General features: G+C 70.5%; 17 protein-coding genes. 9 read left to right on the forward strand and 8 right to left on the reverse strand.

All coding sequences use genetic code 11. From position 1 onward, the window contains the following. The first annotated feature begins 181 nt into the window (after nt 1-181). From E5671_RS38145 to E5671_RS38155, 3 genes are all read left to right on the forward strand, one after another. A complete protein-coding gene (locus E5671_RS38145; protein ID WP_160508695.1) occupies nt 182-2,143 on the forward strand; it encodes a Xaa-Pro dipeptidyl-peptidase in 1,962 nt (653 codons plus the stop codon). After that, nucleotides 2,140-3,438 (forward strand): M14 family metallopeptidase, encoded by a 1,299-nt coding sequence (locus E5671_RS38150; RefSeq protein ID WP_160508696.1) that lies wholly within the window; start codon nt 2,140-2,142, stop codon nt 3,436-3,438. Before E5671_RS38145 ends, E5671_RS38150 begins: the two co-directional genes overlap by 4 nt. A 131-nt stretch (nt 3,439-3,569) precedes the next feature. Continuing rightward, nucleotides 3,570-5,234, forward strand: coding sequence for a BCCT family transporter (locus E5671_RS38155; RefSeq protein WP_160508699.1), 1,665 nt, complete (start codon nt 3,570-3,572; stop codon nt 5,232-5,234). Nucleotides 5,235-5,249: 15 nt separating this feature from the next. Here the strand turns inward: E5671_RS38155 and E5671_RS38160 are convergent, their stop codons facing one another. After that, on the reverse strand, nt 5,250-5,444 hold the full coding sequence (locus tag E5671_RS38160) for a hypothetical protein (protein WP_160508700.1): 195 nt from the start codon (nt 5,442-5,444) through the stop codon (nt 5,250-5,252). A gap of 29 nt (nt 5,445-5,473) precedes the next feature. Between E5671_RS38160 and E5671_RS38165 the strand changes: the two genes are divergently transcribed. Next, on the forward strand, nt 5,474-6,505 hold the full coding sequence (locus E5671_RS38165; protein ID WP_160508702.1) for an oxidoreductase: 1,032 nt from the start codon (nt 5,474-5,476) through the stop codon (nt 6,503-6,505). Between the two features lie 98 nt (nt 6,506-6,603). After that, nucleotides 6,604-8,247 carry an ABC-F family ATP-binding cassette domain-containing protein gene (locus tag E5671_RS38170; RefSeq protein WP_160508704.1) on the forward strand — a complete coding sequence of 548 codons (1,644 nt, stop codon included), beginning with the start codon at nt 6,604-6,606 and terminating at the stop codon, nt 8,245-8,247. Nucleotides 8,248-8,307: 60 nt separating this feature from the next. Here the strand turns inward: E5671_RS38170 and E5671_RS38175 are convergent, their stop codons facing one another. The 3 genes from E5671_RS38175 to E5671_RS38180 form a co-directional block, all read right to left on the reverse strand. After that, entirely contained in the window at nt 8,308-10,692 is a 2,385-nt protein-coding gene (locus E5671_RS38175) for a Tex-like N-terminal domain-containing protein (RefSeq protein ID WP_160508706.1), read from the reverse strand. 63 nt (nt 10,693-10,755) lie between these two features. Further along, the gene (locus tag E5671_RS45595) at nt 10,756-10,923 is read right to left on the reverse strand and encodes an LPFR motif small protein (RefSeq protein WP_202122795.1); all 168 of its coding nucleotides are present in this window, start codon (nt 10,921-10,923) and stop codon (nt 10,756-10,758) included. Nucleotides 10,924-11,045: 122 nt separating this feature from the next. Then, on the reverse strand, nt 11,046-11,936 hold the full coding sequence (locus E5671_RS38180; RefSeq protein WP_160508708.1) for an SCO6745 family protein: 891 nt from the start codon (nt 11,934-11,936) through the stop codon (nt 11,046-11,048). 145 nt (nt 11,937-12,081) lie between these two features. Here E5671_RS38180 and E5671_RS38185 point away from each other — a divergent pair, with 145 nt between their 5' ends. Both E5671_RS38185 and E5671_RS38190 read left to right on the forward strand, forming a co-directional pair. Beyond that, nucleotides 12,082-13,083 (forward strand): GlxA family transcriptional regulator, encoded by a 1,002-nt coding sequence (locus E5671_RS38185; protein ID WP_160508710.1) that lies wholly within the window; start codon nt 12,082-12,084, stop codon nt 13,081-13,083. A 7-nt stretch (nt 13,084-13,090) separates the two neighbouring features. Beyond that, nucleotides 13,091-13,723 carry a DJ-1/PfpI family protein gene (locus E5671_RS38190; protein ID WP_160508712.1) on the forward strand — a complete coding sequence of 211 codons (633 nt, stop codon included), beginning with the start codon at nt 13,091-13,093 and terminating at the stop codon, nt 13,721-13,723. Here the strand turns inward: E5671_RS38190 and E5671_RS38195 are convergent. Further along, nucleotides 13,713-14,477, reverse strand: coding sequence for an enoyl-CoA hydratase/isomerase family protein (locus E5671_RS38195; protein WP_160508714.1), 765 nt, complete (start codon nt 14,475-14,477; stop codon nt 13,713-13,715). The two genes, E5671_RS38190 and E5671_RS38195, sit on opposite strands and share 11 nt — an antisense overlap. Before the next feature lie 93 nt (nt 14,478-14,570). Here E5671_RS38195 and E5671_RS38200 point away from each other — a divergent pair, with 93 nt between their 5' ends. Continuing rightward, complete coding sequence (locus tag E5671_RS38200) at nt 14,571-15,233, forward strand: HdeD family acid-resistance protein (protein ID WP_160508715.1); 663 nt, start codon at nt 14,571-14,573, stop codon at nt 15,231-15,233. 167 nt (nt 15,234-15,400) lie between these two features. Continuing rightward, nucleotides 15,401-15,892, forward strand: coding sequence for an ATP-binding protein (locus E5671_RS38205; RefSeq protein WP_160510674.1), 492 nt, complete (start codon nt 15,401-15,403; stop codon nt 15,890-15,892). 15 nt (nt 15,893-15,907) lie between these two features. Here the strand turns inward: E5671_RS38205 and idi are convergent, their stop codons facing one another. The 3 genes from idi to galE form a co-directional block, all read right to left on the reverse strand. Next, nucleotides 15,908-16,501 (reverse strand): isopentenyl-diphosphate Delta-isomerase, encoded by a 594-nt coding sequence (gene idi, locus E5671_RS38210; RefSeq protein ID WP_160508718.1) that lies wholly within the window; start codon nt 16,499-16,501, stop codon nt 15,908-15,910. A gap of 92 nt (nt 16,502-16,593) precedes the next feature. After that, entirely contained in the window at nt 16,594-17,520 is a 927-nt protein-coding gene (locus E5671_RS38215) for a cation diffusion facilitator family transporter (RefSeq protein WP_160508720.1), read from the reverse strand. Between the two features lie 165 nt (nt 17,521-17,685). Then, nucleotides 17,686-18,669, reverse strand: coding sequence for a UDP-glucose 4-epimerase GalE (gene galE, locus E5671_RS38220; protein WP_160508722.1), 984 nt, complete (start codon nt 18,667-18,669; stop codon nt 17,686-17,688). Nucleotides 18,670-18,819: the final 150 nt, after the last annotated feature.

The following is an 18,819-nucleotide window of genomic DNA, read 5'->3' on the forward strand; positions in this document are numbered from 1 at the left end:
GTAGGGGCACTTCAGTAGATGCGTCCGACCTTATTGAGCCCCGTGGCCACGCGTCATGTCCATGGTCGCTCCTGTCACACGATCGCCATTCGGCCGACATGTGCCAAAACGACCCATGAGCCTGTCATCAGTGCGTACTGCCCTCTGTCGCGCAGGAGTTGACCGGTGTACCTTCCGCGCCATGCCGATACGTGCGCGACGCACTCGCCTGATCTGGAGATCACTGCTGACGGCGGCCCTCGCCGCCCTGTTGGCCACGCTCTTGACCCCGGGAGCCGCCCAGGGGGCGCCGAGCGCCCCGCGTGAGAGCAAGCCCGTCTACTCGTACGAGAGCGCGATCCGCGAATCCGTCTGGGTCGACACGAAGATCGACGGAGACGACGACGGGAAGTCGGACCGCGTCGCCGTCGACATCGTCCGGCCCCGCGAACCGGCCCAGAAGGGCCGGAAGATACCCGTGATCATGGATGCCAGCCCGTACTACTCCTGCTGCGGGCGCGGCAACGAGAGCCAGAAGAAGACGTACGACGCGAACGGCGACCCGGTCCAGTTCCCGCTCTACTACGACAACTACTTCGTCCCCCGCGGCTATGGATTCGTCGCCGTCGACCTCGCGGGAACGAACCGCTCCGACGGCTGCGTGGACGTCGGGGGCCGCTCCGACGTCCAGTCCGCCAAGGCCGTCGTCGACTGGCTGAACGGCAGGGCCCGCGGCTACACCACCCGCACCGGGGGCAAGAGCACCAAGGCGTCCTGGACGAACGGTGACACCGGCATGATCGGCAAGAGCTACGACGGCACCATCGCGCAGGGCGTGGCCGCCACTGGGGTGCGAGGTCTCAAGACCATCGTGCCGATCGGCGCGATCTCCTCCTGGTACGACTACTACTTCGCCAAGGGCGCCCCGCTCTACGACAGCGGCCCCGAGTGGCTTTCGGACTACGTGGAGAGCCCCGAGGCACGGGCCCGCTGCGGCGCCGTACAGCAGCGGCTGATCGACGAAGCACCCCGCACCGGTGACTGGACCCGGCTGTGGAGCGAGCGCGACCACGTCCCGGACGCGGACAAGGTGAAGGCCAGCGTCTTCGCCGTACACGGCATGCAGGACCTGAACGTCCGGATGAAGCACTTCGGCCAGTGGTGGGACGCGCTCGCCGACGCGGGCGTCGACCGCAAGGTGTGGCTCAGCCAGACCGGTCACGTCGACCCCTTCGACTTCCGCCGCGGTGAGTGGGTGCGCACCCTGCACCGCTGGTTCGACCACGAACTCCTCGGCTACGACAACGGCATCGACCGCGAGCCGATGGCCGACATCGAGCGCGCGCCCGACCGGTGGACCACCGACCGGGTCTGGCCGCCGCGCGCCACGGACACGGTCAAGCTCCGCCCCGGCAAGGGGACTTCACCGGGTGTCGGCACCCTCGGCACACGCCCCGGCGCCGGCAGCGAGACCTTCACCGACGACCCGAAGCTGAGCGAGACCGACTGGGCCGCGCAGATCGACACCTCCACCCCGTCGAAGGCCGGGTTCGTCAGCAAGCCCCTCGGCCGCGACCTGCGCCTCTCCGGCTCCTCCGAGGTGACCGTCACCGCGACCCCGACGACCCGCACCGCCCACCTCTCCGCGGTCCTCGTCGACCTCGGACCCGACACCATCCGCGACTACGCGAGCGCCGGCGAGGGCATCACGACGCTCCCGGAACGCACCTGCTGGGGCCCGAGCACCAGCGGTGACAGCTCCTGCTTCAAGGAGACGAAGGCGAAGACCGCCGACGTCGACTACACGATCTTCAGCCGCGGCTGGGCCGACCTCGGCAACTGGGCCGACGACCACAAGGGCCGCCCCCTCACGCCGGGCAAGAAGCACACCATCACCCTCGACCTGGCCGCGAGCGACCACGTCGTACCGAAGGGCCACCGCCTCGCGCTGATCGTCGCGGGCACCGACAAGGACCTCATCGACCCCCCGGCCGACACCCCGACCCTCGCCATCGACCTCTCCCGTACGTCGGCGAAGGTGCCGCTGGTCGGCGGCGCCGATGCGTTCCGCACCTCCGAGACCGCCACCCCCCGCGAATCCCGTCTCGACGGCGTGGCCCCGCCGCGTCCGTTCCGCCCCGTACCTGGAGGCAGCACTTCATGAGACCCCGCACCGGCCTCACGCCCCGCATCCGCACCGTGGCGCTCGCCTGCGCCACCGCCGCGCTCGCCGCACCGCTCCTGACCGCGCCCGCGCAGGCGACGCCGACCCCGCCCCGCACCGGATTCGAGGAGAGCAACGGCGCGCGCTGGACCAGCCAGCCCGAGGAGCAGAAGCTTCTCGCCGCCGTCGACAAGGCGAGCGACCGGGTCTCCGTCTCCCGCATCGGCACCACCAAGCAGGACCGGCCCGTGCAGCTGGTCCGCATCGGTGAACGCCCCACGAAGAACACGGTGTTGCTGATCTGCAGCCAGCACGGCGACGAGCCGTCGGGCCGCGACGCGTGTCTTTCGACCATCCGCGACCTGGCGTACGCGAAGGACAAGAAGACCCGCACGTTCCTCTCGCGCACCACGCTCCTCGTCGTCCCGACCGCCAACCCGGACGGCCGCGCCGCGAACACCCGCGGCAACTCCGACGGCGTCGACATCAACCGCGACCACATATCCCTGCAGACCGCGGAGGGCCGAGCCCTGGCCGCCGTCATCCGCGACAGGCAGCCCGACTCCATCTACGACCTGCACGAGTACGGGGCGACCCCGAAGTACTACGACAAGGACCTGTTCGACCTGTGGCCGCGCAACCTCAACACCGACGAGGCGGTGCACAAGGAGGCGCAGACCCTGTCCAAGGCGTACGTCAGGCCCGCCGCCAACAAGTCGGGGTACACGACGGGGACGTACGGAATCTGGACCGACCCCGTGACCGGTGAGCCGATCAAGCAGGTGGCGGGCGACGGCCAGGAGCGCATCCTGCGCAACGTCTCCGGCATCAAGCACGCGGCGGGGCTGCTCATCGAGAGCCGCGTCGACCCGCTCACCGACGCCGAGAAGAAGGACGAGGCGCTGAACAACCGGCGCCGCGTGAAGTCCCAACTCGCCGCGCTCGGCGGCCTGTTCTCCTACGCCGACGAGCGGCGCGGCCAGCTGGAGGCAGCCACCGGGGCGGCCCGCCTCGAAGGCTTCCGTGACCGCGGGCCCGTCTATGTCGGCGGCGCGGACAACGACCCCGCCGAACCGTCCGAAGTGATCCAGGACCCGCCCTGCGGCTACCGGCTCGACGCCGCGCAGTACGGCGACATCAAGGACGAACTCGCCCTGCACGGAGTGAAGGTCAAGAAGAGCGACAAGGGTGCCTACGTACCGATGCGGCAGTCCGCGCGTTCTCTCGTACCGTTGCTTCTCGACGAGCGTGCTCCCTATCACCTGGTCACAGGTCGGCCCGACACCGGCTGTTGAGTAGGTGAGAGGTGCATCACATGTGGTAGGGGGTAGCGGAGTACAGATATTGCACGTGGTCGACATCCGTGAAAGGTGCACTTGTGACGCAAGACCAGCAGAAATCGGACGACGGGGGAGGGGGAGCGATCATGACTCCCGCCCCCGGCGGCCGGACTCCACAGACCGACCGGGTCGTGTTCGGAGTGACGGCCGTGCTCACCCTGGCCTTCGTGGTCTGGGGCGCCGTGGCGACGGACTCCCTGGAGAGCATCTCCACGGACATGCTCAACGGCCTGATGCACAACGGCGGCTGGTTCTTCATGCTGACCGCCAGCGGCTTCGTGGTCTTCGCGCTCTGGCTGGCCATCAGCCGGTACGGGAAGATCACCCTGGGCAAGGAGGGTGAGGAACCGGAGTTCCGCACGGTGTCCTGGGTGGCGATGATGTTCAGCGCCGGCATGGGCATCGGCCTGATGTTCTACGGCGTGAGCGAGCCGCTCGCCCACTTCACGACGCCACCGCCGGGCACCGACCCCGCGGACTCGGCGGCGGCGATGGAAACCGCCATGGCCACCACCCTCTTCCACTGGACGCTCCACCCGTGGGCGATCTACGCGGTGGTGGGCCTCGCGATCGCGTACAGCACCTTCCGGCGCAACCGGCGCCAGACGATCAGTGCGGTGTTCACGCCGCTCATGGGCGAGAAGCGCGCCAACGGCGGCTGGGGCCGGGTCATCGACATCCTGGCCATCTTCGCGACGCTGTTCGGCTCGGCGGCGTCCCTCGGTCTCGGCGCGCTGCAGATCGGCAGCGGCGTCGAGGTGCTCGACTGGATGAAGGACGCGGGCACGGGGCTGCTCGTCGCCATCATCGCCATCCTGAGCCTGGCCTTCGTGGCGTCCGCCGTCTCCGGTGTGGAGAAGGGCGTCCAGTGGCTGTCCAACATCAACATGGTGCTCGCCGGACTTCTCGTGCTGTTCGTCTTCATCGCGGGTCCCACGGTCATCATGCTGGACATGCTGCCGACGTCCCTCGGCGCCTACCTCAACGACCTCCCGCAGCTGATCGGCCGCACCGAGGCCTCCAGCGGCAAGGGTGTCGCGGACTGGCTCAGCGGCTGGACCGTCTTCTACTGGGCCTGGTGGATCTCGTGGACGCCCTTCGTGGGCATGTTCATCGCCAGGATCAGCCGGGGACGTACGATCCGTCAGTTCGTCGGCGGCGTCATCCTGGTCCCCAGCACGGTCAGCCTGATCTGGTTCGCCGTCTTCGGCGGCTCCGCCATCACGGTCAGGGACCGGGGCGGCCTGGAGGGCGAGACCACGCCCGAGGCCCAGCTGTTCGGCCTCCTGCACGAGTACCCGATCGCCACGGTCACGAGCCTGCTCGTGATGATCCTCGTGGGCATCTTCTTCGTGTCGGGTGCCGACGCGGCGTCGATCGTGATGGGCACGCTCTCGCAGAAGGGCGCGCTCGAACCGGGCAAGCTCGTCGTCGTCTTCTGGGGCATGACGACGGGAGCCGTCGCCGCGATCATGCTGCTGATCGGTGACGGTTCCGACGACGCTCTCACCGGTCTGCGAAATCTCACGATCCTCGTGGCGGCCCCCTTCACCCTGGTGATGATCGGGATGTGCGTGGCGCTGATGCGGGACCTGCGCCACGACCCGCTGATCGTCCGGGGCGAGCACGGTACGGAGGCCGTCGAGAAGGCCGTGATCGCGGGCCACGCGCAGTACGACGGCGACTTCGAGATCCGCATCGGCCCGAGCGACAACGGTGACGAGGAGGAGACCCCGGCCAAGTCGGTCTGAGTTCTTCACCCGCTTTCAGGAGGCGGCCGCTTCGTCCGTGAAGCGCGCCGCCTCCTGCGTGCGTTTCCGTGCCACGCCGTCCAGCCGCGCCTCGCCTTGTACGCCATCGACCATGCGTACGCCGAACTGAGCCGCCGGCGTCACCAACTCCACGTACACGAGCAGGGGTTGGGGCGACGGGTGCAGCGGAATGTGTAATGCCGTGCTCACATCACCCCCCAGATGGGGATACTCACACCATGTCTGCCGAGTACGCGACCTTCGGTCTGGCACCGGCCATGCGCGCCGGTGGAGTTCTCGCCAATGGTGACTACCAAGTCCACCGGGATTTCGTCGACTTCATCGTGAACGGGCGCCCGCTGCTGTTCCAGCTCTCCGACCTCGACGCCGTCTCCCCGCTCGCCTCCGACGTACCACCCGCGATCTTCACCCATCATGTACGCGGACTCCTCCTGGAGGCCGAAGCGCCCCTGCTCGACGACCGGCACGTCATCTACGGCTGTCCCGAGTGCGAAGGCCTGGAGTGCGGGGCGGTCACGGCGGTCATCGAGCGGGCACCGGACGGCACCGACACCTACGTGTGGCGGGACTTTGCCTGGCAGACGGCCGAGCGCGCCGATCTGGAGCTCAACGGCTACCACGGCATAGGGCCCTTCCGCTTTAAGGGCGCCCAATACCGCGAGGCGCTGCGGCAGTTGCTGGCCGGCGGTGAACCGGCGGCGCGACGCAGGGTGCTCCTGATCGGCGCCCGCGTCGCCGTCCTAGCCAAGCTCGCCGCGGCGCTGCGCACGATCGGTGTCGGCGCCGAGATCGCGTCGGACGCGGCGGGCGTGCCGCCGGACGAGCTGCGGACGTACGGGGCGGTGGCCTTCGGGCGAGCGGTCCCCGCGGCGACGCGCGACGGGGTGCGCGCGGCGTTCGAGGGTGCGGGGCTCCAGGTCGCGTACGTCGACGGCCTGGCCCCGATCATCCCGCTCCTGGTCGCGCAGATAGAACACGCCTTGGACCGCAGCCCGTTGGAGCAGCGCCGCCTCACACGGCTCGGTGCGTCGAACGGCTCGGCGGACGTGGAGATCACCTCGACCTGCCGGGTCCGGCTCATCGCGTACCGCCTGGACAGACTCTCCCGCACCCAGGTCCACGAGGTCTTCGACGGCGTCCTGGAGCCGGGCGAGCACCGCGTGCCACTGGACGCCAAGGCGACGAAGGGGGAGTCGTTCGTGGTGGCACGAACGACGGACAGCGTCCTGACGGCCCCGATAGTGAGGTAGCCGGTGGTGAGGTAGCGGCACGGACGGCTCGGACGGCGCCGCCCCCGCCGATACTGCCGGGCGGGCGGACCTGTGCCTCGCCTAAACTCGACCCCCTGATGACCGCAACCCTCGTCGCCAAGAATCTCGCCGCCGGCCACGGCGACCGCTCCCTCTTCTCCGCCCTGGAGCTGGTCGTCGCCCCCGGCGACGTCATCGGCCTGGTCGGTGCCAACGGCGCCGGCAAGTCGACCCTTCTCCGTCTCCTCGCGGGCCTGGACACCCCGGAGACCGGCGAACTCCGCCTCTCCCCGCCCACCGCGGCTGTCGGCCACCTCCCGCAGGAGCCCGACCGCCGCCCCGGCGAGACCATCCGTGCCTTCCTGGCCCGCCGCACCGGCGTCGACGAAGCCCAGCGGACCATGGACGAGGCCACCCAGGGCCTGGTCGACGGGACCCCGGGAGCGGACGACGCGTACGCGCTCAGCCTGGAGCGCTGGCTGGCGCTCGGCGGCGCCGACCTGGACGAGCGTGCCGAGGAGGTCGCCGCCTCGCTCGGTCTTGACGTCGGTCTCGATCAGCCCATGACCTCCCTTTCCGGCGGCCAGGCCGCCCGCGCCGGCCTCGCCTCGCTGCTCCTGTCCCGCTACGACGTGTTCCTCCTGGACGAGCCGACCAACGACCTCGACCTGGCCGGCCTCGAACGCCTGGAGAGCTTCGTACGCGGACTGCGCGCCGGCACCGTCGTCGTCAGCCACGACCGCGAGTTCCTCACCCGCACCGTCACCAAGGTCCTCGAACTCGACCTCGCCCAGCAGCAGGTCAATCTCTACGGCGGCGGTTACGAGGCCTACCTGGAGGAGCGTGACGTCGCGCGCCGTCACGCCCGCGACGAGTTCGATGAGTACGCCGACAAGAGGTCCGCCCTCGAGGGCCGCGCCCAGATGCAGCGCTCCTGGATGGACAAGGGCGTCAAGAACGCCCGCCGCAAGGCGGGGGACAACGACAAGATCGGCAAGAACTTCCGCAGCGACTCCAGCGAGAAGCAGGCGGCGAAGGCACGCCAGACGCAGCGCATGATCGAGCGGCTCGACGTCGTCGAGGAGCCCCGCAAGGAGTGGGAGCTGCAGATGGAGATCGCGTCGGCGCCGCGCTCCGGCAGCGTCGTCGCCACCCTCCGCGACGCCGAGGTTCACCGCGGCCACTTCACGCTCGGCCCCGTGTCGCTGCAGATCGACTGGGCGGACCGCGTGGCGATCACCGGCGCGAACGGCTCGGGCAAGTCGACCCTGCTCGGCACCCTGCTGACCCGCATCCCCACGGACGCGGGCCACGCGGCCCTCGGCTCCGGCGTGCTCGTCGGCGAGGTGGACCAGGCCCGCGCGCTGTTCCATGGCCCGGAGTCGCTCCTGGACGCGTTCTGCGCGGCCGTGCCCGACACCGAACCGGCCGAAGTCCGCACGCTGCTCGCCAAGTTCGGCCTCAAGGCCGCACACGTCCTGCGCCCGGCGGCCACCCTCTCCCCGGGCGAACGCACCCGGGCGGGCCTCGCGCTGCTCCAGGGCCGGGGCGTCAACCTCCTGGTCCTCGACGAGCCGACGAACCACCTCGACCTGCCCGCCATCGAGCAGCTGGAGTCGGCCCTCGACGCGTACGAGGGCACGCTGCTCCTGGTGACGCACGACCGCAGGATGCTGGACGCCGTCCGCGTCACGCGCCGCCTGGAGGTGACGGAGGGCAAGGTGACCGAGCTGTCACCCTGACCTCCGCCGACTCTCCCGGCTCTTGGCGGATCAGCGCTTCTCGGGTCAGCGCTTCTTGGGTCAGCGCTTCTTGGGGTCCAGCAACCCGGCCCGCCGCAGCGCGTCCGCCATCGCGTCATTGGCCGGCGGCGGTCCCTGCCGCTCCTTGCGCTGGCCGCCACCACCGCCCTGCCGCTGGGGGCGCTGGCCGCCCTGCTGCCGCTGCTGCGGGGGACGCCCGCCACGCTTCGGGCGCTCCCCGGAGGTGTCCGCCGCGGCCTCGTCGTCAAGGCGCAGCGTCAGCGAGATCCGCTTGCGCGGAATGTCGACGTCCATCACCTTCACCTTGACGATGTCGCCCGGCTTCACCACGTCCCGCGGGTCCTTGACGAACGTCTTGGACAGCGCGGAGACATGCACGAGCCCGTCCTGGTGGACGCCGATGTCCACGAAGGCGCCGAACGCCGCCACGTTCGTGACGACCCCCTCCAGAACCATCCCGGACGCGAGGTCGGAGATCTTCTCGACGCCGTCCTTGAAGGTCGCCGTCTTGAACGCCGGACGCGGGTCGCGCCCTGGCTTCTCCAGCTCCTTGAGGATGTCGGTCACCGTGGGCAGACCGAAGGACTCGTCCACGAACTCGTCCGCCCTGAGCGAGCGCAGCGTCGCCGTGTCGCCGATCAGCGAGGCGACCTCGCCGCCCGTCTTCTTCGCCATCTTGCGCACCACCGGATACGCCTCGGGGTGCACCGCGGACGCGTCCAGCGGGTCGTCGCCGCCCCGGATGCGCAGGAAGCCCGCACACTGCTCGTACGCCTTGGGGCCGAGCCGTGCCACGTCCCTGAGGCCCTTGCGGGAGGAGAAGGGGCCGTTCGCGTCGCGGTGCGACACGATGTTCTCGGCGAGGCCCGCGCCGATGCCGGAGACTCGGGCGAGCAGCGGAGCGGACGCGGTGTTCACGTCCACGCCGACGCCGTTCACACAGTCCTCGACGACCGCGTCAAGGGAGCGGGACAGCTTCACCTCGGAGAGGTCGTGCTGGTACTGGCCGACGCCGATGGACTTCGGGTCGATCTTCACCAGCTCGGCGAGCGGGTCCTGGAGGCGCCGGGCGATGGAGACGGCGCCGCGCAGCGACACGTCCATGTCGGGCAGCTCCTGCGAGGCGAAGGCCGACGCGGAGTACACCGAGGCGCCCGCTTCGGAGACCATCACCTTCGTGAGGTTCAACTCCGGGTGCTTCGTGATGAGTTCACCGGCGAGCTTGTCCGTCTCGCGCGACGCCGTGCCGTTCCCGATCGCGATCAGGTCGACCGAGTGCTCCTTGGCGAGCTTCGCGAGCGTGGCCAGGGACTGGTCCCACTTGTTCGCCGGGACGTGCGGGTTGATGACGTCCGTCGCGACGACCTTGCCGGTCGCGTCGACCACGGCGACCTTCACGCCCGTACGGAAACCGGGGTCGAGCCCCAGCGTCGCGCGCGTGCCCGCCGGTGCGGCCAGGAGCAGGTCGCGCAGGTTCGACGCGAAGACCCGCACGGCCTCGTCCTCGGCGGCCGTGCGCAGGCGCAGGCGCAGGTCGATCCCCAGGTGCACCAGGATGCGGGTCCGCCAGGACCAACGCACCGTGTCCTGCAGCCACTTGTCGCCAGGGCGGCCGCGGTCCACGACGCCGAAGCGGTGCGCGACCATCCCCTCGTACGAAGACGGGCCCTCCGTGGCTTCCTCGGGCTCCAGGACGAGGTCGAGGACGTCCTCCTTCTCGCCGCGCAGCATCGCGAGGATGCGGTGCGAGGGCAGCTCCTTGAAGGGCTCGGCGAAGTCGAAGTAGTCGGCGAACTTGGCGCCCGCCTCCTCCTTGCCCTCGCGGACCTTCGCGGCGAGGCGGCCGCGCACCCACATGCGCTCGCGCAGCTCACCGATCAGGTCGGCGTCCTCGGAGAACCGCTCGGCGAGGATCGCGCGCGCCCCGTCCAGGGCGGCCTGCGGGTCGGCTACGCCCTTGTCGGCGTCCACGAAGGCAGCGGCCGCGGCGAGCGGATCCACCGACGGGTCGCCGAGCAGGCCGTCGGCCAGCGGCTCAAGGCCTGCCTCGCGGGCGATCTGCGCCTTCGTACGCCGCTTCGGCTTGAACGGCAGGTAGATGTCCTCAAGGCGCGCCTTGGTGTCCGCCGCGCGGATCCGCGCCTCGAGCTCGTCCGTGAGCTTGCCCTGCTCGCGGACCGATTCGAGGATCGCCGCGCGCCGCTCCTCGAGCTCCCGCAGATAGCGCAGCCGCTCCTCGAGCGTGCGCAGCTGCGCGTCGTCGAGCATCTCGGTCGCTTCCTTGCGGTAGCGAGCGATGAAGGGCACCGTCGAGCCACCGTCGAGCAGGTCGACGGCGGCCTTCACCTGCCGCTCCCGTACGCCGAGTTCTTCGGCGATCCTGCCTTCGATCGATGCTGGAGTGGACGTCTGCAGAGGTGCCACGTTTCCCGCCTTCTCACTGGGGTTGCGGGGCAATTGTGGCAGGTGGCACCGACAGCGGGGGGATCAGACCCTGCGTGCCCGCCCGGGGCGGCGTCCCGAACGGCGGCCGCCTCGCCGTGTGGAGCTGGAGGCACCGCCGAAGAGCCGGGCAACGGCGCGGAACGGCAGCGTCACCACGGTGGCGAGTGCCGCGCCGATCTGACGCAGGACATCTGCGATCGCTCGGAGCACGGGATTTCCCCTTTCGTCGTCCGGTCCTGCGCCAAGCGCGCGGGACCGGAGACGAACGGGTACCTCGCACGGCGCCGTCCATGCCTGCGCCGTGGCCCTGCCCGCGCCACAGGCAGGCGCGTCTACTCCTTGCCGAGCAGATCCGCCGGGAACGCCCCCGCCTTGAGTGCCGCGCCCGCGAACACGGTCCCCAGCTCCGTCAGGCGCTCGACCCCGGCCGCGCCCAGGTGCTCGTACGGCGCCCGGTCGAGGCGGTCCGTGGCCTCCTCGACGTCCTTGCGCAGCGAGACGCCCGCCTCCGTCAACTCGGAGATTCCGTCGTGCAGGCCGCGGGCGCGGAGCCGCTCGACGGCGGCGTCCCAGTCCTCCTGGGTCCAGCCGCGCGTGCTGAAGTTCCACTTCGGCCGCATGCCCTTGCCGGTCGCCGTGTGGCTCACCAGCGCCTCCAGGCCGTCGAGTTCGGCGTACTGGAGGGCGGTGAGGTGCCCGTCGCCCCGGTGCTCGCGCAGCAGCGTCGCGGCGTGCCAGAGCGCGAGGTGCGGCTGCTCGGGCACGGGCAGGTCGGCGTGGGCGGCGTAGAGCGGCCGTGCGGAACGGGAGCAGGCCTCGGTGGCGCGCAGTGCGAGCTCGGCCGCCTCCGCCATCTCCGGGGACGCGAGGGCTTCCTCTCCGAGGAGGCGCCGCAGCGTCGCGTCGACTGCACGCGCGCGTGCCGCGAGGACGTCCTCGGGGGACGCGGTGTCCCAGATGCCGGGCACGTGCCGGGCGACGGTCTCGTGCTTGTAGTTGTAGAACGCCGCCGTGACCACTCCGGCGCCGACCGGTCCCATCGCCGCCGTGCGTACGGCGAAGTTGACGGCCCTGGGGTGGGTGATCCCGAGCTCGCCCAGCTCGCGCCCCACATCGGGCGAGAAGTAGTGCGTCGAGTGCAGCGAATTGAGCACGGTGTGACACCGGCGTCCCGCGCGCGGGTGCGGCGCCGCGGCCGGGGATGGGGGCGTGAGAGAAGTCATGACCGCACGCTACCGACTGGTTGGTATGACGTGAAGCCCGGGGCGTACGCGCGGCCGGACCGCCCTTGTGCCGCCCTCCGTGGATGGCAGGAAAAGTGGGCCATTCGTCATTGCGGCCACCCCGCGCGGGGCCAAGAATCAGGGCATGGAGCAGCGAACTGTCCTGGTCGTCCTCTTCGACGGGGTCCAGAGTCTCGATGTCACGGGGCCGGTGGAGGTCTTCGCGGGCGCCGCCGCCTGCCGCGGCGGCGACGTACCGGCGTACCGCATCCACACCGCGTCCCTGGACGGCGCTCCCGTACGCACCTCCAGCGGGCTCACGCTCGTACCGGACTCCTCGCTCGCCGACGCCCCCGTGCCGCACACCCTGCTCGTCCCCGGCGGCATCGGCAGCCGTGAGGCCGATCCCCGCCTGATCGACTGGCTCCGCACGAACGCCCCGCGCGCGCAGCGCCTGGTCTCGGTCTGCACCGGCGCCATCCTGTTCGCCGAGGCCGGGCTCCTGGACGGCCGCCGGGTGGCGACGCACTGGGCGTACTGCGCCCAGCTCGCCCGTGACCACCCCGCCATCGAGGTCGACCCCGACCCGATCTTCGTCCGCGACGGCCATGTCGCGACGTCCGCGGGCGTGACCGCCGGCATCGACCTGGCCCTGGCCCTCGTCGAGGAGGATCTGAGCCGGGACGAGGCGCTCATGGTCGCCCGCTATCTCGTCGTCTTCCTGCGGCGCCCGGGGAACCAGGCGCAGTTCAGCGCCCAGCTCGCCGCGCAGACCGCCCAGCGCGAGCCCCTGCGCGAGGTCCAGCAGTGGATCACCGAGCACCCGGACGAGAACCTCTGCGTCGAGTCGCTCGCCGCCCGCGCCCGGCTCTCACCGCGGCACTTCGCCCGCGCGTTCCAGACGGAGACGGGGATGACCCCGGGCAAGTACGTCGAGCGCGTACGCGTCGAGCATGCGCGCCGCCTCCTGGAGGAGACCTCCCACGGGGTGGAAGAAGTCTCGCGGGCCTGCGGTTACGGCACCCCGGAGGCGATGCGCCGGGCCTTCGTCAAGACCCTCGGCGCGGCGCCGGCCGAGTACCGGCGGCGCTTCCACGCCCCTCTCACCCGTCTCGCCCCTCAGCCGGCCCCCGCCCTCAACGGATAGGCATTCCATGCAGATCGCCATCGCCCTGTTCGAACGGTTCACCTCGCTGGACGCGGTCGGTCCTTACGAGACGCTCAGCCGCATGCCCGGCGCCGAGACCGTCTTCGTGGCCCAGCGCCCCGGCCTGGTGCGCAACGACAACGGCTCCCTCGCGCTCGTCGCCGACCGCGCCTTCGCCGACGTACCGGACCCCGACATCCTCGTCGTCCCCGGCGGCCCGGGGCAGAGCGACCACATGGCGGACGAGGCGCTCCTCGGCTGGCTGCGGTCCGCCGACGCCACCAGCACCTGGACGACGTCCGTGTGCACCGGATCCCTCCTGCTCGCCGCCGCCGGGCTGCTCAAGGGGCGCCGCGCCACCTCGCACTGGCTCGCCCTCGCGGAGCTTGAGCGGTTCGGCGCGGAGTCGACGGGGGAGCGGGTGGTGTTCGACGGCAAGTACGTCACGGCGGCCGGGGTCTCCTCCGGCATCGACATGGGGCTCGCCCTGATCGGCCGGATCGCGGGCGAGGAGCAGGCACAGACCGTGCAGCTCCTGACGGAGTACGACCCGCAGCCGCCCTACGACGCCGGTTCGCCGCGGAAGGCGCCCGCGCACCTCGTCGAGAAGTTCCGCGCGGGCAGCCGCTTCAGCCAGTAGGGGTGCCGCCCCCGGGCGTCCAGGTGAAGCGCGGCGTCCGGCGCTCCAGGAAGGCGGCGACCCCCTCGGCGGTGTCGCCGCCCGCACGTGCCTGCTCGGCCCAGTGGGCATCCCGGTCCAGGCGCCCGGCAGCGAACTCCTTGGCCGCGGCCTGGGTCAGCTGCGAACGTGAGGCCAGGACGGCGGTGAACTCCGCGACCCGCTTGTCCAGTTCGCCCGCGGGCAGCACCTCGTCCACAAGACCGGTGCGCAGCGCACGCTCCGCGTCGATCAACTCGCCCGAGAACAAAAGGTACTTGGCGGACGCGGGCCCCACCAGCGACACCAGGCGCCGCGTCGACGACGACGGATAGACGATCCCCAGCTTCGCCGGGGTGATCCCGAACAGGGCGCCCTCGTCCGCGAACCGCAGATCGCAGGCCGCCGCCAGCTGGCTTCCGCCGCCCACGCAGTAGCCGCGCACCGCGGCCAGCGTCGGCTTGGGGAAGGCCGCGAGCGCCTCCTCGGCCCGCACCGCCAGCTCCTGCGCCTCGCCGGGCGACTCCCGCAGCGAGGAGATGTCGGCGCCCGCGCAGAAGGTCCCGCCCTCTCCGGTCAGTACGACCGCCCGCACGGCCGGATCCGCGGCGAGCCCGGCGAGCAGCGGCGGCACCTGACGCCACATGTCCGCCGTCATGGCGTTGCGCTTCGCCGGATGGTCGATGACGACGGTGGCGACGCCGTGGGTGACGGCCTGCCTCAGCTGCGGCTCCATGCGCAGGATGCTATCCACACTACTCGAACGTACGATCAAGAAGGGGTGGCCCTGAGAACTCTGCGCAGCGGGGGAAGCAGGACGGAGACGCTGATGGCCCGATCCAACCGCGCCAAGGCCGCCGCACCCCAGGCCCAGTGCGCCAAGCAGCTCAACCGCAGCCTTGGCTGGCTTGCCCTGCTGGGCGTGATCCTCGCGCTTGCGGGGATCGTCGGCCTCGTCTACACGGGTGTCGCCACCCTCACCTCCATGTTCCTCTTCGGCTGGCTGCTCCTGATCGGCGGCTGTGTGGGCCTGCTGCACGCGGTGCAGTCGCGCGGCACGAACTTCTTCTGGCTCGGCGTGGTCGTGGCGGCCCTGAACCTCGCCGCCGGTGTCGTGATCATCCGCAGGCCGGAAGTGGCGGCGGAGGCGCTGACGATGTTCGCCGCGCTGCTCTTCCTGACCGGTGGTGTCTTCCGTCTTGTCGGCAGCCTGGTGGTGCGCGGCCCGCAGTTCGGCTGGACGCTCGTGCAGGGCGCCTTCGGGCTGCTGCTCGGCATCCTGGTGCTCGCCAACTGGCCCAGCAGCAGCCAGTACGTGATCGGCTGCTTCTTCTCGCTCGCGCTGCTCTTCGACGGCCTCGGCCTGCTCGCCACGGGCCTGGGCGGGCGCCGGATCGTGAGCATGGTCGCGGAGGACCGGCCGCCGGACGAGCCGGGCGGCCCGGCCGACGCGAACGGCCCGGACAACCCGTACAACCCGAAGAACGCTTAAAAGCGAAACCGTGAGGACAGGAACGGTCACGCCACCGACGCGACCGGGCACCAATGGTCAAGTGTCGTCGATAGTCGCTGACTTCTGGTCAGTCCTACGGTACGGACCAGGGCATTCCCAACACTCGATGTGTGGTGACAATCGAGCGCGAGGGCGGCGACCGGACGATGGACGGCGACGGGAGGGGGCCCGGTCCACTCCCTCGGGAGACCGGAGAGGTGCCGTATGAAGGCGTATGGCGGTTCACAGCCGCCGCCGTGGACGCCTCGGTGCCCCAGGCGCGGCACGCGGTGCGTGACCTGCTCGCCCGGCAAGGCGTGCCCGTCTCGGACGACCTGGTCCAGGGCCTGCTCCTGATCGTCTCCGAACTGGTCACCAACGCGGTGCGGCACGCGGCCCTGCTCTCGCCGATGCTCGCGGTGGAGGTCGCGGTCGGTGCCGAGTGGGTGCGGGTCTCCGTGGAGGACGACCACCCCTACCGCCCGACCGCCCTGGTGGCCGACCACGGCCAGACCGGTGGCCGCGGCCTTCTCCTCGTCCGCGAGATCACCCAGGAGGCGGGCGGCGCCTGCGACGTCGCACACACCGCGAGCGGGGGCAAGGTCATCTGGGCGGCCCTGCCCCTGAAACCCAACGGATCCTCCCCGGCGGGGAGTTGACTCACCCGCCGGTGCTCACCAGCCGGCGGAAGGCCCCGTCAGCTCCCGGATCGCGGGCCGCGCCGCGTCAAGGACGGTCATGAACCACGCGGAGAACGGCCCCTTGGCATGCCGCTCGGCCAGCTCCGCGGCCGTCACGAACGCGGTCTCGCCGACCTCGGACGGGTCGGGCCGCAGCGGCGACTGGACCATCCCCACGAAGAGGTGGTTGAACTCCTGCTCCACCAGGCCCGAGTCGGGGTCCGGGTGGTTGTAGCGCACCGTGCCCGCCTCAGCGAGCAGGGAGGGCGAGACGCCCAGCTCCTCGTACGTCCGGCGCGCGGCGGCCGCGAACGGCGCCTCGCCCGGGTACGGGTGGCCGCAGCAGGTGTTCGACCAGACGCCGGGGGAGTGGTACTTGCCCAGGGCGCGCTGCTGAAGCAGCAGCCGCCCCTGCTCGTCGAAGAGGAAGACGGAGAACGCCCGGTGCAGCTGCCCGGGCGCCTGATGCGCGGAGAGTTTCTCCGCTGTGCCGATCGTCCTGCCGTCCTCGTCGACGAGTTCCAGCAAGATCGCTTCTCCGGTGCCGTTCGACGAGCTGTTCGCCGCGGTGGCAGGTGTGATCGGCATACGCATCCTTCGCTTCGGGCTTCGAGCCTCAAGTCTGCCGTACGCGACCGGCCCTACCGGCAAGGAACCACCGGAAGCCACCCTCACCGGTGTCAGTGGCAGAGCTTCGCCTCGTGCTCCGCGTGGCCGACCGGCTCCAACTGGAAGGTGCAGTGCTCGACGTCGAAGTGGTCGCCCAGGCATCCCTGTAGTTCGTGCAGCATCTTTTCGTGGCCGATCGCGTTCAGCGTCTCGGTGCTGACGACCACGTGTGCGGAGAGGACCGGCATCCCCGAAGTGATGGTCCAGGCGTGCAGGTCGTGGACGTCCTCGACGCCCGGCAGATCCAGTATGTGCGAGCGGACCTCGGCCATGTCGACGCCCTTCGGTGCGGACTCCAGGAGCACGTTCAGGGTCTCCCGGAGCAGTTTCACCGTACGTGGGACGATCATGAGGCCGATGACGAGCGAGGCGATCGGGTCCGCCGCCTGCCAGCCGGTCGTCAGGATCAGCACCGCCGCGACGAGCACCGCCACGGAGCCCAGCGCGTCGGCGAGGACCTCCAGGAAGGCGCCGCGCACGTTCAGGCTGTCCTTCTGACCGCGCATCAGGAGCGAGAGGGAGATCATGTTCGCCACCAGGCCGATGACGCCGAAGACGATGGTCAGTCCGCCCTCGGTGTCGGCGGGCGTGATGAACCGCTGGATCGCCTCGTACAGGACGTAGCCGCCGACGCCGAGCAGCAGCAGACAGTTGGCCAGCGCGGCGAGGATCTCGGCGCGGGCGTAGCCGAAGGTGCGATTCTGAGTCGCGGGGCGGTTCGCGAACTGGATCGCGAGCAGTGCCATGCCGAGGCCCAGTGCGTCCGTCGCCATGTGCGTCGCGTCCGCGATGAGCGCGAGCGAATCCGCCATGATGCCGCCGACGATCTCGACCACCATGACGGTGATCGTGATCGAGAGCGCGACGCGCAGCCGCCCTCGGTACGCCGACGTCGCCGTCCCCCCGTGTGTATGTCCGTGGTCGTGCCCAGCCCCCATGGAAGCCGCCTCCGTGTGCTCGGTATCGGTCTTCTGTTCCCTGGTCGCGTGTCTGTCGCGATCACAGTGAACTACGGGTGGGGGGTATACGGCAACACGGCACTGAACACCGTTGTCATATGCTCTGACCTGCGGAAATGATCGCAGGTCAGAGCGCTGCCATGATCAGGGGCGGCGCGCCTCGGGGTGGTGGAGGCACCAGCCCGCCCACGCGGATTCGACCATCTCGCGTACTGTCCGCCGCGCCTTCCAGCCCAGCTTCTCGGCGGCCAGGCCCGCGTCCGCGACGGCGCGCGGGGCGTCGCCCTCGCGGCGCGGCTCGACGAGCGCCGGACGGGCGTCGCCGGAGATCTCGCCGATGAGCGTGACGAGTTCGCGTACGGAAACACCCTCGCCGCGGCCGATGTTCACCGTCAGGTCGCCCTCGGGGTGCGCCTCGACGCGGCGGGCCGCCGCGAGGTGGGCGTCGGCGAGATCGGCGACGTGGATGTAGTCGCGGACGCAGGTGCCGTCCGGCGTCGGGTGGTCGTCACCGAAGATCCGCGGCGCCTCGTCGCGGGTGAGCCGGTCGAAGACCATCGGGATCACGTTGTAGACCCCGGTGTCCGCGAGCTCGGGTGTGACCGCGCCCGCCACGTTGAAGTAGCGCAGGCACACGGTCGCGATGCCGTGCGCCCGCCCGGCGGCCCGCACCAGCCACTCCCCGGCGAGCTTCGTCTCGCCGTAGGGGTTGATCGGCACGCACGGGGTGTTCTCCGTCACCAGGTCCACGTCGGGCGGGTTGCCGTACACCGCGGCCGACGAGGAGAAGACGAAGCGCTTGATGCCGGCCTCGGCCACCGCTTCGAGCAGCGTCACCAGGCCGCCGACGTTCTCGCGGTAGTAGCGCAGCGGCTGCTCCACGGATTCGCCGACCTGCTTGCGGGCCGCGAGATGCACCACACCCGTCACCTCGTGCTCGGCGAACACCCGCCGCAGCAGCTCGCCGTCGAGCGATGAGCCCCTAATGAGAGGGATGTCCGCGGGGAGCCGCTCCGGCACCCCGGCCGAGACGTCGTCGAGGACGACGACCCGCTCCCCGGCACCGGCCATCGCCCGTGCCACATGTGCCCCGATATAACCCGCTCCACCTGTGATCATCCATGTCATGGGCGTCGACTTTATGTCGTTTGTGCCGGTCACATGAAGCGCGGTTTGTGGGCGCCGCCTCCGATCGACCATGATGATCGCGTTGGCACCGGCCCTCCCAGGCCATGCTTATCGGGCCGTAAACGGGCGGTGAACGCCCGCTTCCCATCA

The organism is Streptomyces sp. BA2 (assembly GCF_009769735.1).
GTDB lineage: Bacteria > Actinomycetota > Actinomycetes > Streptomycetales > Streptomycetaceae > Streptomyces.

Excerpts from the sequence above, each read along its gene's own strand:
- E5671_RS38215 (WP_160508720.1), bottom strand. The coding sequence starts at position 17,520 with ATGGGGGCTGGGCACGACCACGGACATACACACGGGGGGACGGCGACG.
- E5671_RS38150 (WP_160508696.1), top strand. The coding sequence starts at position 2,140 with ATGAGACCCCGCACCGGCCTCACGCCCCGCATCCGCACCGTGGCGCTC.
- E5671_RS38165 (WP_160508702.1), top strand. The coding sequence starts at position 5,474 with ATGTCTGCCGAGTACGCGACCTTCGGTCTGGCACCGGCCATGCGCGCC.
- E5671_RS38170 (WP_160508704.1), top strand. The coding sequence starts at position 6,604 with ATGACCGCAACCCTCGTCGCCAAGAATCTCGCCGCCGGCCACGGCGAC.
- E5671_RS38205 (WP_160510674.1), top strand. The coding sequence starts at position 15,401 with ATGGACGGCGACGGGAGGGGGCCCGGTCCACTCCCTCGGGAGACCGGA.
- E5671_RS38195 (WP_160508714.1), bottom strand. The coding sequence starts at position 14,477 with ATGGAGCCGCAGCTGAGGCAGGCCGTCACCCACGGCGTCGCCACCGTC.
- E5671_RS38185 (WP_160508710.1), top strand. The coding sequence starts at position 12,082 with ATGGAGCAGCGAACTGTCCTGGTCGTCCTCTTCGACGGGGTCCAGAGT.
- idi (WP_160508718.1), bottom strand. The coding sequence starts at position 16,501 with ATGCCGATCACACCTGCCACCGCGGCGAACAGCTCGTCGAACGGCACC.
- galE (WP_160508722.1), bottom strand. The coding sequence starts at position 18,669 with ATGACATGGATGATCACAGGTGGAGCGGGTTATATCGGGGCACATGTG.
- E5671_RS38155 (WP_160508699.1), top strand. The coding sequence starts at position 3,570 with ATGACTCCCGCCCCCGGCGGCCGGACTCCACAGACCGACCGGGTCGTG.
- E5671_RS38180 (WP_160508708.1), bottom strand. The coding sequence starts at position 11,936 with ATGACTTCTCTCACGCCCCCATCCCCGGCCGCGGCGCCGCACCCGCGC.
- E5671_RS38200 (WP_160508715.1), top strand. The coding sequence starts at position 14,571 with ATGGCCCGATCCAACCGCGCCAAGGCCGCCGCACCCCAGGCCCAGTGC.
- E5671_RS38190 (WP_160508712.1), top strand. The coding sequence starts at position 13,091 with ATGCAGATCGCCATCGCCCTGTTCGAACGGTTCACCTCGCTGGACGCG.
- E5671_RS38145 (WP_160508695.1), top strand. The coding sequence starts at position 182 with ATGCCGATACGTGCGCGACGCACTCGCCTGATCTGGAGATCACTGCTG.